The 13,041-nt window shown below is 62.6% G+C and carries 14 protein-coding genes; 6 read left to right on the top strand and 8 right to left on the bottom strand.

The features are described from left to right. Positions 1 to 252: 252 nt before the first annotated feature. The 5 genes from FJ434_RS09060 to FJ434_RS09040 all read right to left on the bottom strand — a co-directional run bounded on the left by FJ434_RS09060 (position 253) and on the right by FJ434_RS09040 (position 5,586). Complete coding sequence (locus FJ434_RS09060; RefSeq protein ID WP_140745769.1) at positions 253 to 1,275, bottom strand: LacI family DNA-binding transcriptional regulator; 1,023 nt, start codon at positions 1,273 to 1,275, stop codon at positions 253 to 255. Positions 1,276 to 1,302: 27 nt separating this feature from the next. Next, positions 1,303 to 2,094, bottom strand: a complete 792-nt coding sequence (locus FJ434_RS09055; RefSeq protein ID WP_027142281.1) for an ATP-binding cassette domain-containing protein — start codon at positions 2,092 to 2,094, stop codon at positions 1,303 to 1,305. A gap of 3 nt (positions 2,095 to 2,097) precedes the next feature. Next, positions 2,098 to 3,084: an ABC transporter permease gene (locus tag FJ434_RS09050; protein WP_140507909.1), complete on the bottom strand. Its 987-nt coding sequence runs from the start codon at positions 3,082 to 3,084 to the stop codon at positions 2,098 to 2,100. 115 nt (positions 3,085 to 3,199) lie between these two features. Further along, positions 3,200 to 4,135 carry a substrate-binding domain-containing protein gene (locus FJ434_RS09045; protein WP_023794606.1) on the bottom strand — a complete coding sequence of 312 codons (936 nt, stop codon included), beginning with the start codon at positions 4,133 to 4,135 and terminating at the stop codon, positions 3,200 to 3,202. Positions 4,136 to 4,428: 293 nt separating this feature from the next. Continuing rightward, entirely contained in the window at positions 4,429 to 5,586 is a 1,158-nt protein-coding gene (locus FJ434_RS09040) for a fumarylacetoacetate hydrolase family protein (protein WP_140745767.1), read from the bottom strand. Positions 5,587 to 5,943: 357 nt separating this feature from the next. On the opposite strand from FJ434_RS09040, the gene FJ434_RS09035 reads away from it, so the two are divergent. The 3 genes from FJ434_RS09035 to FJ434_RS09025 all read left to right on the top strand — a co-directional run bounded on the left by FJ434_RS09035 (position 5,944) and on the right by FJ434_RS09025 (position 7,401). Beyond that, on the top strand, positions 5,944 to 6,453 hold the full coding sequence (locus FJ434_RS09035) for a 2'-5' RNA ligase family protein (protein ID WP_246678252.1): 510 nt from the start codon (positions 5,944 to 5,946) through the stop codon (positions 6,451 to 6,453). A 124-nt stretch (positions 6,454 to 6,577) separates the two neighbouring features. After that, complete coding sequence (locus FJ434_RS09030; RefSeq protein ID WP_140716934.1) at positions 6,578 to 6,931, top strand: nuclear transport factor 2 family protein; 354 nt, start codon at positions 6,578 to 6,580, stop codon at positions 6,929 to 6,931. A gap of 116 nt (positions 6,932 to 7,047) precedes the next feature. Next, the gene (locus tag FJ434_RS09025) at positions 7,048 to 7,401 is read left to right on the top strand and encodes an ArsC family reductase (RefSeq protein WP_140745763.1); all 354 of its coding nucleotides are present in this window, start codon (positions 7,048 to 7,050) and stop codon (positions 7,399 to 7,401) included. 62 nt (positions 7,402 to 7,463) lie between these two features. On the opposite strand, the gene FJ434_RS09020 is transcribed toward FJ434_RS09025, so the two are convergent. From FJ434_RS09020 to FJ434_RS09010, 3 genes are read right to left on the bottom strand one after another with little or no spacing between them, the layout of a single operon-like run. After that, entirely contained in the window at positions 7,464 to 7,820 is a 357-nt protein-coding gene (locus tag FJ434_RS09020; protein WP_140716930.1) for a DUF488 domain-containing protein, read from the bottom strand. Between the two features lie 14 nt (positions 7,821 to 7,834). Beyond that, positions 7,835 to 9,100: an aminopeptidase gene (locus FJ434_RS09015; protein WP_140716928.1), complete on the bottom strand. Its 1,266-nt coding sequence runs from the start codon at positions 9,098 to 9,100 to the stop codon at positions 7,835 to 7,837. Continuing rightward, positions 9,097 to 10,089: a LysR substrate-binding domain-containing protein gene (locus tag FJ434_RS09010; protein ID WP_140745761.1), complete on the bottom strand. Its 993-nt coding sequence runs from the start codon at positions 10,087 to 10,089 to the stop codon at positions 9,097 to 9,099. The genes FJ434_RS09015 and FJ434_RS09010 overlap by 4 nt, the downstream gene beginning before the upstream one ends. A 95-nt stretch (positions 10,090 to 10,184) precedes the next feature. Between FJ434_RS09010 and FJ434_RS09005 the strand changes: the two genes are divergently transcribed. The 3 genes from FJ434_RS09005 (at position 10,185) to sbmA (ending at position 13,021) form a co-directional block, all read left to right on the top strand. Then, on the top strand, positions 10,185 to 10,409 hold the full coding sequence (locus FJ434_RS09005) for a propionyl-CoA synthetase (protein ID WP_140745759.1): 225 nt from the start codon (positions 10,185 to 10,187) through the stop codon (positions 10,407 to 10,409). 77 nt (positions 10,410 to 10,486) lie between these two features. Next, positions 10,487 to 11,647, top strand: a complete 1,161-nt coding sequence (locus FJ434_RS09000) for a YbfB/YjiJ family MFS transporter (protein WP_140745757.1) — start codon at positions 10,487 to 10,489, stop codon at positions 11,645 to 11,647. 114 nt (positions 11,648 to 11,761) lie between these two features. Then, entirely contained in the window at positions 11,762 to 13,021 is a 1,260-nt protein-coding gene (gene sbmA, locus FJ434_RS08995; RefSeq protein WP_140507891.1) for a peptide antibiotic transporter SbmA, read from the top strand. The last annotated feature ends 20 nt before the right edge of the window (positions 13,022 to 13,041 follow it).

Below are 13,041 nucleotides of genomic sequence, written 5' to 3'. Positions count from 1 at the left end.
TTGGCGCGGCGGCGTCGTAATTGCTGCGGATCAGAACGAAAAAGCCCGCTGCCGGGAGGAGGTGGCAGCGGGCTCGATTTCGAATGTGGTGCGGGAGGAGGTGCACCCCATTCAGCGTCGGCATCGCATCTGGGAGGAGTAGATGGCCGACAACCAGAAACTACGAGTTGCCCAATGATTCGGCAACAATGAATTGTGCATAGCTGCTGTGCAGATTCGCCGTGGCGCCGCGTGAATTCGAGAAATGCGACCTCACTGCACCGGCACGTTTTCCCTGAAGATCAGTCGCGGCTCGATGAATTTGCGCGTGAGATAGGGCGCCGACGATGCGATCGAGCCGAGCAGCTGGATCACCGACTGCTCCGCGATCAGCCTGGCGTTCTGGTCGATGACGACGTCGGCGAGGTCGTCGACGAGATAGCCGCGTGTCTCCCTTGTCAGGTCGTGGCAGATGAACACCGGCTTGCGGTTGGGCATGGCTTCGCGGATCGCCTTGGCAATGCCGGAGCGCCCGGCGCCGACGCAATAGATGCCGAGCAGTTCCGGCTCGTTGCGCAACGCCTTCATGGTTTCCGCATAGCTGGCATCGGGCTCGTCGTTGATCTCGACGGCGCTGCTGACGGTGAGATTGGGAAACTCCTCGCCAAGCACGGAGCGGAAGCCCATCTCGCGCTCTTCATGGCCGCGATAGGAGCGCGAGCCGACGACCATCGCCAGCTGCCCCTCGCGGCCGCCCAGCAAGCGTCCCATCAAAAGTGCTGCCGTCCGTCCCGCCACGCGGTTGTCGATCCCGACATAGGCCGAGCGGGGTGCGGCCGGAATATCGGACACCAGCGTCACCAGGCGGATGCCGGCCTCGACCATGTCGCGCAGGATGTTGCGTGTCCTGGGGTGATCGACCGCGATGACACCGACGCCGTTGGCGCGCAGCGACAGCTTTTCGACCGCTGCCTGCAGGGCATTGGGCGAGATGCCGGCAAGATTGTGGATCCGGCAGGACGCCACAAGCGGCAGGCGCGATGCGTAGTCCTCGATATGCTTTGCCAGGTCCTGCATGAAGGCATTGCTGCCGATCGGCAGGAAGAATTCGAGGTTTGCGGGTTTCGAGGGAAGCGTCACCTGGCCGGCGGCCGGCAAATAGCCGAGCTGCTTGGCGGCCTCCATGACGCGTTGCCGGTTGGCGGCACTCGCTCCGGGCCGATTGTTGAGCACCCTGTCGACCGTTGCGGTCGACAGCCCGCAGTTCCTGGCGATGTCGGAGACGGTGGCCTTCATGCCGCGACCCTGTGCGTCGATGCCCCCTCAGTGCCCCGGCTTGCCGTCGGCGAGGGCGTCGCGGATGTCTTTGTCCGACATGCCGGTGATGATGCGCTCGACCTCCGTCACGGTTGTCGTCTTCGGATCGATGTCGTCGGCGACCACCTTGCCCCTGCGCATGACGACGATGCGGTCGACTACCTGGAAGACATGGTGGATGTTGTGCGCGATGAAGATGCAGGAGTGGCCGGAATCGCGCGCGTTGCGCACGAAGCTCAGCACGCCTTGCGTCTCGGCGACGCCGAGATTGTTGGTCGGCTCGTCGAGGATGATGAGGTCGCTGTCGAAATGCATGGCGCGCGCGATGGCGACCGCCTGGCGCTCGCCGCCGGAGAGCGAGCCGATCGGCGTCGTCGGCGGGATGTTCTTGGAGATGCCGACCTGTTTGAGCAGGTCGCGGGCGACCGTGTTCATGGCGTCCTGGTCCATGCGGTTGAGGAAGCGCGGCGGCTTGATCGGTTCACGACCCAGGAACAGGTTGCGCGCGATCGACAATTGCGTGACCAGGGCGGAGTCCTGGTAGATGGTCTCGATGCCCTGGGCGATGGCGTCGCTGGTGCTGCGCAAGGTGACCTTCTTGCCGCGGATGAAGATGTCGCCGCTGGTCAGCGGGACCGCGCCGGAGAGAACCTTGATCAGCGTCGATTTGCCGGCGCCATTGTCGCCCAGCAGGCCGACGATCTCACGCTCGTTGACATGGAAATTGGCGTCCACCAGCGCTTGCACGCGGCCATAGGACTTGCGGATGTTCTGCATGCGGATCAGTGGCTCGGCCATGGTTCAAGTCCCCGCCTGGTGCCGGCGTTCCAGCCATGAATGCAACGCCATCATGCCAAGGATGATCGCGCCGATGAAGATGTTGTAGGCAAGGCCGGGCACGCCGATCAGCACGATGCCGTTGCGCATCACGCGCAGGATCAGGATGCCGAGCACGGTGCCTATGATGGTGCCGCGCCCACCGGTCAGCGCCGTGCCGCCGATCACCACCATGGCGATCACCTCGAGCTCATAGCCGGTGCCGCTGTTGGGGTTGGCGGCGGATGTGCGCAGCGAGGAGATGACGCCGGCAAGCGACGCCATGAGCGACGACAGGACGAACAGACCGACCTTGACGCCGTTGACATTGACGCCGCGGGCGCGCGCCGCGTTGGGATTGCCGCCCGCCGCCTGGATCCAGTTGCCGGTCCGGCTTTGCGTCAAGACATAGCCGAGCGCGATCGCCGCGGCGATGAACCAGAACAGCGACATGTAGATGCGGAACGGCCCGATGAAGAAGTCGCCGACCAGCGCCTCCGCCAGCCAGCTGCCCTCGGCGCTCCAGGTGCGCTGCGGAAACCCGTCGGTGATGAAAAGCGCGCTGCCGCGCACCACCAGGAGCATGCCGAGCGTCACCAGGAAGGACGGGATCTTGAGCTGCGTGACGAACCAGCCATTGACCAGGCCGATCAAGGCGGCAACCACCAGCGCCACGATGAAGCCCATCTCCAGAGACGTGACGCCGGCATTGAACAGCGTCCACATCAGCACCGGCGAGAAGCCGAACAGCGACCCGACGGAAAGGTCGAATTCGCCCGACGTCATCAGCAGCGTCATCGCCAGCGCGATCAGGCCGAGTTCGACTGTGAAGGCCAGCGTGTTGGAGATGTTCTGCGGTGACAGGAAGTCGTGGTTGAAACCCCAGAAAACGGCGATCTCGACGATGAGCAGAACGAAGGGTCCGAATTCCGGCCGCGCGATCAGGCGTTGAGGGAGCGAATGATTTTCCACTGGGAACCCGCGACATGGTTGGAACGGGCCGCGACCACCATCGCATCGGGTGGACATGCCGCGGCCATGAAGGTATCTGGCGCCGCACGAGATGCGCGGCGCCAGCGATCGCGGATTATTTGCCGGACAGGATCTTGTCGTAGACCGCCGCGGTGTCCTTCTCGTAGAGCGCGCCGGTGATGACGTTGAAGCCCGGAGGAATGCCGCTGGCCGCCATGTTGGCGAGCGACAGCGCCACATAGCTGGTCGCCTGCGGATCCTGCCACTGGCCGGCGTTGACATAGCCGTTCAGCACTTCCTGCGTGGTGTCGAGCGAGTTGCCCCAGCCGACGACCGGGATTTCGCCCGGCTTGACGCCGACCTGGTCGAACACGCGCTTGATCGAACCGGTGACGAGGTCGCCCAGGCCGATGATGGCTTTGACCTTGCCCTTATGGGCGGTGAGATAGTCGACCATGCGGTTGATCACCTCGGCCTGGTCGAGCGTCGCCTCGGTCACTTCATAGGTGATGCCGAGCGGTCCGAAGACGCTCTTGATGCCTTCCTCTTCCTGCACGCCGTAGGTGGCGCCGGGGATCTCGACCGGCATCCAGACGAAGTCGCCCTTCTTCACCAGGCCCTTGTCGACCAGGTACTGCGCCCAATGCTTGCCGAAGGTGACGTTGTCGCCGCCGACATAGGCGTTGAAATTGGCCTTGGGATCGGGCGTGTTGAAGTTGATGATCGGGACGTTGGCCGCGCGCGCTTCCTTGACGATCTCGACAAGGCTGCCCGGGTCGGGGCTGGTGGTGACGATGCCGTCGGCCTTGGCCGAGAGGGCGGCTCGCACCGCTTCCTGCTGCGAGGCGACGTCTCCATTGTGGAACGAGGTGTTGACGGTGTTGCCGGTGTCCTTGGCCCATTGTTTGGCGCCGGCGAGGAAGTAGGTCCAGACCGGGTCGGCCGGTCCGCCATGTGAAATCCAGTAGAACGTCTTGGCCTGCGCGGCTGCCGGAATGACCGTCAGCGCGATCAGCAGGCCGTAGAGCACAAGTCTTAATCTCGTCAGCATTTGATTTCCTCCCGGTTGAAGATGATCCGTCCCTTGTTCCGGTTTCAGCCGGATTGCGTCTTTTGCCAGCGCCGCTCGGATACCTAAGAGCATTCCCTTTTTCGACGGATGGCAAGCCTCCATCTGCAGATGTAGTCGGCGCCTGACGGGGCGCCATCAACGACCCCATCAGATCGCATCAGTTTGGGATGATTTTTTCCATGCAGCCGAATGATTGTCGCCGAGGCTCAGCCGGACGGATTGTCCTGGCCAGTTTGGGCGGTCACCTGGGGCGAAAGCCTCCGAAGAGCCGGTTAGAGCAGGCCGGCCTTGGCGAGATCGCGCATCAACTGGCTGGCGCCGTAGGTCCAGTGCGGGCAATCGGGCGACAGCCGCACGCGGTTGACCAGCGCGCCGAATTTTTCCGACGAGATGGTGACGATGTCGCCGACCTTGTGCGTGAACCCCTTGCCCTTTTCGCCGCGATCCTTCGACGGCACGAACATCGTGCCGAGATAGAGCGCCAGCCCGTCCGGATACTGGTGGTGCGGCCCCATGGCCGCCGCAACCAGTTCCTCCGGCGAACGGCTGATCTCGGCCATCGAGCTTGCGCCCTCCAGCGAGAATCCATCGTCGCCTTCGACCTTCAGGCGCACGACGGCCTGCTTCACATCGGCGATGGAGAACGTGTCGTCGAACAACCGGATGAAAGGGCCAAGCGAGGCCGAGGCGTTGTTGTCCTTGGCCTTGCCGAGCAGCAGCGCCGAGCGCCCTTCAACGTCGCGCAGATTGACGTCGTTGCCGATGGTAGCGCCGACGATCCTGCCGCTTGAGGCGGCGATCATGGCGATCTCCGGCTCCGGATTGTTCCAGGTCGACACCGGGTGGAGGCCGACATCGGCGCCGAAGCCGACCGAGGCCATGGGCTGGCACTTGGTGAAGATCTCGGCATCGGGCCCAATGCCCACTTCCAGATATTGCGACCAGGCGCCGCGCGAAATCAGCTTGGCCTTGATCTCCATCGCCTCGGGCGAACCGGGCTTGAGCTTCGACAGGTCGTGGCCGATCAGGCCGGCAATGTCGGCGCGGATAGCGTCGGCCTTTTCCGCCGAGCCGCGCGCCTGTTCCTCGATCACTCGTTCGAGCAGGCTGACGACGAAAGTGACACCGGATGCCTTGATCGCCTGCAGGTCGACCGGAGACAGCAGAAAGGGTTTTGCCGGATCGCGCATGGCTTCGAAACTGTTGGCCGCGATGTCGTCGAGCAGGCCGACCGGCCTGCCCTTGGCCGAACGCACATGGCCGGCCGGATCGGCCAATTCGCAAACGTCGCGCACCGTGGGCGCCGCGCTCGACGTGATGTCTAAAACCGTGCCGTCGCGCACGACAACCACCATGGGATGGGAGACGTCGCCGCTCCTGGCGCGCCCGACAAACAGGCCTTCTGCGGGCAGATGTGTCGGGTTGGTCATGCGGGCGGTCCTCGGTCATCGCTGCGGTTTGCCGGATTGGCGCGGCACTTTCACCGGATTCCTGCCAAAGGTCTATCCCCCTTTGGGTGGTCCACTTGCCGTGTTGTCTGTGAGAGACCGATTTGCGACTGCGGTGACGACGCTTCGACGCCTGTGTCATTCCATACTTGAATTTGTTCCTGTTTTGTTCTAGATTGGGCGATCGGATACAAGTGCCGGACGAGATCAGTTGTGAGTGGGCAGCCTGCATTCGGGACAGCAAGGAACGGCCAGACCTTTTTCCGATGGGAGCAGGCCGAGCGACATTTTCATAATCGAATATTCTTCGCTATCCTTGCTGAGAGTGCGACCGCGGCCATGGTCGCGCAAAAGGCTGTCGCCTTGAGTGGAGAGTTCGAACTACAGGGTCGGTTCGTTCCGGAAAAGCACATCCATATCTCGCTCGTCGGTCTCGGCGACCATCATGAATATCCAGAAGAGCTGGTTGTAATCGCCCGGCATATAGGCTCGATGATCGTTGCAAAACCTTTCGAGGTTTCCTTCAATCGGTTGGCGGCTTTTGGTGGTGGTGCTCTGGTTCTGCGTAGCAGCGACGGCAATCCGGCGCTGCAGACGTTCTGGCGTGATCTCACCGCGGTGATTTCCGACAGTCCGCTGAAGCCTTTCATTACGAAATCCATCGAACCGCACGTCACATTGCTTCGCGACGAAGTGCGTGTTCCCAGGATACGCGAACGATCAATCGATCCGGTCGGCTGGACTGTACGGGATTTTGTGCTGGTCCACAGTCTTATTCGGAAGCGTGCCTACAGAGTGCACGGGCGTTGGGAACTGAACGGCCAGGACGATGCCCGGCCAGCGATCTAGAGGTTGGTCATCGTGCCCGCGCCCACCCATCCTGACAGCGCCATGTCAGCTATCGAACGGTCCGGCAATGGTCGGCCAGCAGGCGGTTCCCTATTTGCAATGGGTCTGAACAGGAGGAACACAAATGACCACAGCGGAAATTGCCAAGGATTTCACCGAGCTTCTCAAGCAGGGTGACAATGAAGGCGCTGCCGAGAAGTACAATGCCGACGATATCGCCAGCTACGAAGCCATGGAGGGGCCGATGGCCGTCAGCCACGGCAAAGCGGCTCTCAAGGAGAAGAGCCGGTGGTGGCAAGAGAGCAACGAAGTCCATGGCGGTTCGGTCGAGGGTCCCTATGTCAATGGTGACCAGTTCGCGGTGCGCTTCACGTTTGACATAACGCCCAAGGCCACGGGCCAGCGTGTCACCATGGATGAGGTCGGCCTTTACACGGTCAAGAACGGCAAGATCACCGAAGAGCGATTCTACTATTGAGCTACCGGGCCGGAAAGATCGCTTCCGGCCCACTTCGCGCCTACGATTTGCTGGCAAAGCGGGAAGGGCGGTTTTAGGCTGTGGGCGGATTCGACTGTCAGCCAGAGGACCACGCTTTGACGATCACCATGTACGGCATCACCACCTGCGACACGATCAGGAAGGCGCGCGTCTGGCTGGAGAGCCATGACGTTGCCTATCGGTTCCACGATTATCGCGCGGAAGGGATCGAGGCAGACAGGCTGAATGGCTGGGTCGGCAAGGTCGGCTGGGAAAAGCTGCTCAACAAGGGCAGCACGACGTTTCGCGAACTGCCGGAAGCGGACAGGCAAGGCCTCGACGAGAAGAAGGCGAAAGCGCTGATGCTGGCCAGGCCGACAATAATCAAGCGGCCAGTGCTGGAAGTCGGCGACAGTATCCTCGTCGGGTTCAAGCCGGATGTTTATGAGGAGGCGGTGGACGGGAAGTAGAACCGACTCTCACCCCCGCCGCGATCCTTCGCGCCTTCTTCTGTCCCGCCGGCGCCTCGATGTTATGCGTGGGCTCGCAAATACCCCGCCAGCGCCACGGCGTTGTTATGCGCTTCGTCATGGGCGCCATAGAGCAGCGTCACCTTGCCGTCGCCGAGCAGGGCGCGCAGTTGCGCCACCGCCTTTTCATTCCCATCCAGCTCACCACGATATCGCTTCTGGAATTCCGCCCAGCGCGCCGGCTCATGCCCGAACCATTTGCGCAGTTCGTCACTCGGCGCGATCTCCTTGAGCCACAGCGCCAGCGCCGCATCCTTCTTGGCGACGCCGCGCGGCCATATCCGATCCACCAGCACCCGCTGGCCATCGTCCTTTACGGGTGCTTCATAGACGCGCTTGACCGCGATATCGAAGGCCATCACACCTCCGCTGGCTAGAGCCCCTGGGCCCACTCGCCCTTGCGCATCACCGGCACGCGGCTGCCATCCCTGGCGACGCCGTCAATGTCGATCTTGTCCGACCCGATCATCCAGTCGATGTGGATGAAGCTCTTGTTGCCGCCGCGCGCCGTGATTTCATCCTGGCTGAGCGACGCGCCGTCGACGAAGCACTTCGAATAGCACTGGCCGAGCGCGATATGGCAGGCGGCGTTTTCATCGAACAGTGTGTTGAAGAACAACAGGCCGCTGGCCGAGATCGGCGAGGAATGCGGCACCAGCGCCACCTCGCCGAGGCGGCGCGCGCCTTCGTCGGTGTCGAGCACTTTCTTCAGGACGTCCTCGCCTTTCGAAGCCTTGGCGTCGACGATCCTGCCTTCCTCGAAGCGCACCGAGATGTCGTCTATCAGCGTGCCCTGGTAGGACAGCGGCTTGGTCGAAGAGACATGGCCCTCGACCCGCCTCGCATGCGGCGTGGTGAAGACCTCCTCCGTCGGGATATTGGGATTGCAGGTGATGCCGTTCTTGGCGGTCGAGGCGCCACCCATCCACTCATGGCCATCCGCCAGCCCGACCGTCAGGTCGGTGCCCGGTCCGGCAAAATGCAGCGAATGGAAGTTATGTTCGTTCAGCCATTTGGTGCGCTCGGCTAACGCTGCATTGTGCGCCTTCCAGTTGCCGATCGGATCCTCGACGTCGACGCGCGAAGCGGAAAAGATGGCCTCCGCGAGCTTCGCCACGGCGACATCGTCGGGCTCGCCCGGAAACACCTGTTTTGCCCAGGCCAGATCCGGATAGGCGACGATGTTCCAGTTGATGTCGAAGCCGGTGATCTTCTCCAGCGCCGGCTGGTAGGCCATCGAATTGGCCTTGTTGGCGCGCGCCACCTTCGCCGGGTCCTGCGCCGACAGCAGCGACGGATCCTCGCCGCGCACGGCAAGCCTGGCGGCGTTGTTGGAAAAGGCCTTCGCCATGCCTTCATAGAGCCAGCCGGCGGCGCGGTCGAAGCCGGGGTCGGCGCCAAAACGGTAGCGCGCCAGCGTCATCTCGTCATCGTTGAAGATCGGCGTCACCAGCCCCGCGCCGGCCTTGTAGGCATGCTCGACGATGCGCCTGGACAGCGGCAGCGCCGCGATCGACGATGTCAGCACCAGATCCTGTCCGGGCTGCAATTGCAGCCCGACCTTGATTGCGACCTCCGCCAGCCTGTCGAGCTTCACCGGGTCGATCGTTGCGGAAACGCCGCGCGAATGTGTGGTCATGATCCTGCCTGTCGTAGTGGGATGTCTGATTGAACATAGACCGGTGCCGCGGTGCTTTCCACCGCGATCGCGCCGCTTGGCTCCGCGACCGACGATCCGAACTGCGCCATCGTCGCCGCGATCTCTTCCTTGATCCAGATTTTGAAGTCCCGGACCTTGCGGCTCTCGGCTTTGGTGGTGGAGGTCACCAGCCAGTAGCCGAGTCCGCTCTGGGCGCGGATTCCGAACGGTGCCACCAGCCGCCCGTCGGCCAGCGCATCGGCCGTCAGCAATTGCCAGCCCAGCATCACGCCATGGCCGGCGATTGCTGATTCCAGGCACAGCATCGGGTCGGTGAAGCGCGCGCCTTTCTGGAAGGTGACGGGTTGAACGCCGGCTGCCGCGAACCAGCTTTCCCAGTTGATCATCGCCCGCTCGTCGGTGATGGCGCAGGTCTGGGCGAGGTCGCCGATCGACGTCAGTTTTCTGGCAATCCCGGGCGCGCAGACCGGGAAGACTTCCTGCGCCAAAAGCAGCTCCGCCTTTCCACCCGGCCATTTGCCGTCGCCAAGCCGGATGGCAATGTCGACGTCCGAGTGATCGAGATTGGCCAGCCGCACCGAAGCGTCGATACGCAGCAGCACGTTGGGATGCCGGTCGAAGTGCCGAGACAGCCGTGGCAGCAGCCATTTGGAGGCAAGGGCCGGTGCCGCCGAAACAACCAATGTGCACTGGCTGGCTTCGTCGGCCAGCGCCACGGCCTGGGCAAGCTCGCGAAATCCAGCGCCAAGGCGGGCCGCGAAGACGGCGCCGAATTCGGTCAGCACGAGACCGCTCGTCGTGCGCTCGAACAGTGCCTGGCCGAGCTGTTTTTCGGTGCGGCTGATCTGCTGGCTGACGGCGCTGACGGAAACATTGAGTTCGCCGGCGGCGCTCGCGAGCGAGCCGAGACGGGCGACGGTTTCCACGGCGCGAAGGCCGTTGAGATGAACGCGGTTGAGCATGGCCATTTGAGATTTTCTAAACCGATCCGGCCGAAATCTCAATTGAAAGACTCACCGAAACGGCTGTCTTTATTGATGGGAGAACCTCCCGGGAGCCGGAAATGCTGAGGATATTGTCGTCGCTGAAGGTCCTGTTCGCCGCCAGTTCGTCGGATGACACGCGCTGCGATATCGATACGCTGAGGTGGCTGACCGATCCGCTTGCGCATCCGGCGCTTGACGCTATGTCGGAGCGCGAGCTCGGTGATGTGCCGTTCCGGCTGACGGCGCGCCGGACCGTGCATGAGACCGTTTCACTGAGCGCCGGTTTCAGCGGGCGCTGCTGAGCGTGCGATCAGGGTACTGAACTGGCCCAACATAAGGCGGATTGTTTCACCCGCCCGCACATTTATTGTGCACTGCAATGACTTCGCCCCAATCGACAGCGCTGCGTTACGCCTTCGCCGGCATGATCGCCATGGCCGTCGCCATGGGCATCGGCCGCTTCGTCTACACGCCGATCCTGCCCGGCATGATGGAGGAACTGCATCTGTCGCCGGCCGATGCCGGCTGGATCGCCTCGGCCAACTATCTCGGCTACCTCGTCGGCGCGTTGGCGGCGGCGGGCAACTGGGCGCATGGACGCGAGCGTTTGCTGATGCTCGTCGCCCTCGGTGCCAGCGCCATGCTGGCCGCCCTGATGGGGTTGACCGACACCATGGCCGCCTTTCTCGCCATCCGTTTTCTGGCCGGTCTGGCGAGCGCCTTCGTCATGGTGTTCATGGCCAGCATCGTTTTCAGCCATATCGCCGCGGCCGGGCGCGGCGACTTGCAGGCCTGGCATTTCGGCGGCGTTGGCCTCGGCATCGCGATATCGGCGGCGATGATGGCCGTACTGGTCACGAGTCACGCCGGGTGGGCGCAGGGCTGGCTGTGGTCAGGTGCGATTTCGGCTTGCGGCTTCGTCGCCGTGGGGCTGCTGGCGAACCAGGGTCCGCTCACCAATGGCGAAGCCCTCCCTGAACCGGCGCTGCCGAAAGACCGGTCGCTGATGAAGGTGATCGTCGCCTATGGCCTGTTCGGTTTCGGCTATGTGGTGACGGCGACCTTCCTCGTCGCCATTGTCCGGCAAGGCGGCGGCAGCCGCGTCTTCGAGGCCGTGGTGTGGATGGTTGCCGGCCTTGCCGGTTTCCCTTCGGTCTGGCTGTGGCAGAAGGTAGCGGCGCGGATCGGGCTCTATGCCGCCTATGCCTTGGGATGCTTCGTCGAAGTTGTCGGCGTTACCGCGAGCGTCGCCGCCGGCGGGCGCACGGGGCCGCTGCTTGGGGGCGTGCTGCTTGGCGGCACCTTCATTGCCATCACGGCACTTGGCCTGCAGGCGGCGCGGCAGCAGGCGCCAGGGTCGCCCCGGCGCGTCTTTGCCCTGATGACCGCCTCCTTCGGTCTTGGCCAGATCATCGGCCCGATCGCGGCCGGGCTTCTGGCGCAAGCGTCGGGCGATTTCTTCCTCGCCTCCATCGTCGCCGCGGCCGTCCTGGTCGTCTCCGGCGCCGTCACATGGTCGGCTGCGCCAAAATCGCCATGATTTGCCGTCTTGCTCCGCGCCTGAGATCGGGCAGGCATTTTCTTTCCCCCTAATGTGTGACTTTATGCCCGCCGAACCCACCTGATTTGCGCATAGATCGAGGAATTCGCCACAGTGTTCGTATCCTTCTTCCCGCAGCCGAAGCTCTTCTTCTCTTCGGCCGCCATCTGGAGCCTTGCGGCGATCCTGTTCTGGTTTTTCGGCGGGGAGCAATTGGGGGGGCTTGTGGGTCTTCCGCCGGCAGCCGCCGATGCGGCGCCCATCATCGGCATCGCCGTGCTGGCGTCGAAACCGTTCATCTGGTTTTATATCTATTTCGCGCTGTGCGTGGCCATCTTCTACGCGTTCTGGAGCTGGTATTCGCCGCATCCATGGCAGCGCTGGTCGATCCTGATGACGGCGGTCATCCTGTTCTTCATCTATTTCAATGTGCAGGTCAGCGTGGCCGTCAACGCCTGGTACGGTCCGTTCTTTGACTATGTACAGGGGTTGATGTCGGGGACCGGAAAGTCGACGAACGCGGAGTTCTATATCGGATTGGCCGACTTCTCATGGTTGGCGCTGGTCGGCATGAACGTGCAGGTGGTCAACGCCTTCATTGTCAGCCACTGGATCTTCCGCTGGCGCACGGCCATGAACAATTACTTTATCGAGAACTGGAGCAGGCTGCGCCATATCGAGGGCGCCTCGCAGCGTATTCAGGAAGATACGATGCGGTTCTCCCAGATCATGGAGGATCTCGGTTCCAGCTTCGTTCAGTCGATCATGACCCTGATCGCCTTCCTGCCGGTCATGATCCAGTTGCAGGCCCATATCAGCGAACTGCCGATCGTCGGCGCGATCCCGCAGCCATTGGTGGTCGCGGCACTTGCCTGGTGCCTGTTCGGCACGATTTCGGTGATGATCGCCGGCATGAAGCTTCCGGGGCTGCAGTTCCGCAACCAACGCGTCGAAGCCGCTTACCGCAAGGAACTGGTCTATGGCGAGGATCATGCGGACAGGGCGCAACCCGCCACCACCACCGAGCTGTTCGCCAATGTCCGGCACAATTATTTCAGGCTCTATTTCCACTACATCTATTTCAACGTCGTCCGGTACACCTACCTGCAGGCCGACAATATTTTCTCGCTGTTGATCCTGGGTCCGTCGCTGGTCGCGCACAAGATAACATTCGGTGCGCTGAACCAGATCTCCAACGCCTTCGGCAAGGTGACGGGTTCGCTGCAATTCCTGCTCACCTCCTGGTCGACCATCGTCGAACTTCAGTCCGTGCACAAACGCCTGCGCGCCTTCGAGGCGACGCTGCTGGGTGAGCCGCTGCCGGATATCGATCAGCGTTATCTCGCAAGGCACGGCGCCGAAGATCCGGCTTGAGGAAGCTCTGACGAAAGACG

This window comes from Mesorhizobium sp. B2-5-13 (assembly GCF_006440535.1).
Lineage (GTDB): Bacteria > Pseudomonadota > Alphaproteobacteria > Rhizobiales > Rhizobiaceae > Mesorhizobium > Mesorhizobium salmacidum.
The sequence above is the reverse complement of the archived record's forward strand: the minus strand, read 5'-3'. Positions and strand labels throughout refer to the sequence as shown.

Bases quoted from the DNA above. Each gene is read 5' to 3' on its own strand.
- FJ434_RS09060 (WP_140745769.1), bottom strand. From the start codon at position 1,275: ATGAAGGCCACCGTCTCCGACATCGCCAGGAACTGCGGGCTGTCGACC.
- FJ434_RS09015 (WP_140716928.1), bottom strand. From the start codon at position 9,100: ATGACCACACATTCGCGCGGCGTTTCCGCAACGATCGACCCGGTGAAG.
- FJ434_RS09000 (WP_140745757.1), top strand. From the start codon at position 10,487: ATGACTTCGCCCCAATCGACAGCGCTGCGTTACGCCTTCGCCGGCATG.
- FJ434_RS09020 (WP_140716930.1), bottom strand. From the start codon at position 7,820: ATGGCCTTCGATATCGCGGTCAAGCGCGTCTATGAAGCACCCGTAAAG.
- FJ434_RS09045 (WP_023794606.1), bottom strand. From the start codon at position 4,135: ATGCTGACGAGATTAAGACTTGTGCTCTACGGCCTGCTGATCGCGCTG.
- FJ434_RS09055 (WP_027142281.1), bottom strand. From the start codon at position 2,094: ATGGCCGAGCCACTGATCCGCATGCAGAACATCCGCAAGTCCTATGGC.
- FJ434_RS09035 (WP_246678252.1), top strand. From the start codon at position 5,944: ATGGTCGCGCAAAAGGCTGTCGCCTTGAGTGGAGAGTTCGAACTACAG.
- FJ434_RS09010 (WP_140745761.1), bottom strand. From the start codon at position 10,089: ATGGCCATGCTCAACCGCGTTCATCTCAACGGCCTTCGCGCCGTGGAA.
- FJ434_RS09005 (WP_140745759.1), top strand. From the start codon at position 10,185: ATGCTGAGGATATTGTCGTCGCTGAAGGTCCTGTTCGCCGCCAGTTCG.
- FJ434_RS09030 (WP_140716934.1), top strand. From the start codon at position 6,578: ATGACCACAGCGGAAATTGCCAAGGATTTCACCGAGCTTCTCAAGCAG.
- FJ434_RS09040 (WP_140745767.1), bottom strand. From the start codon at position 5,586: ATGACCAACCCGACACATCTGCCCGCAGAAGGCCTGTTTGTCGGGCGC.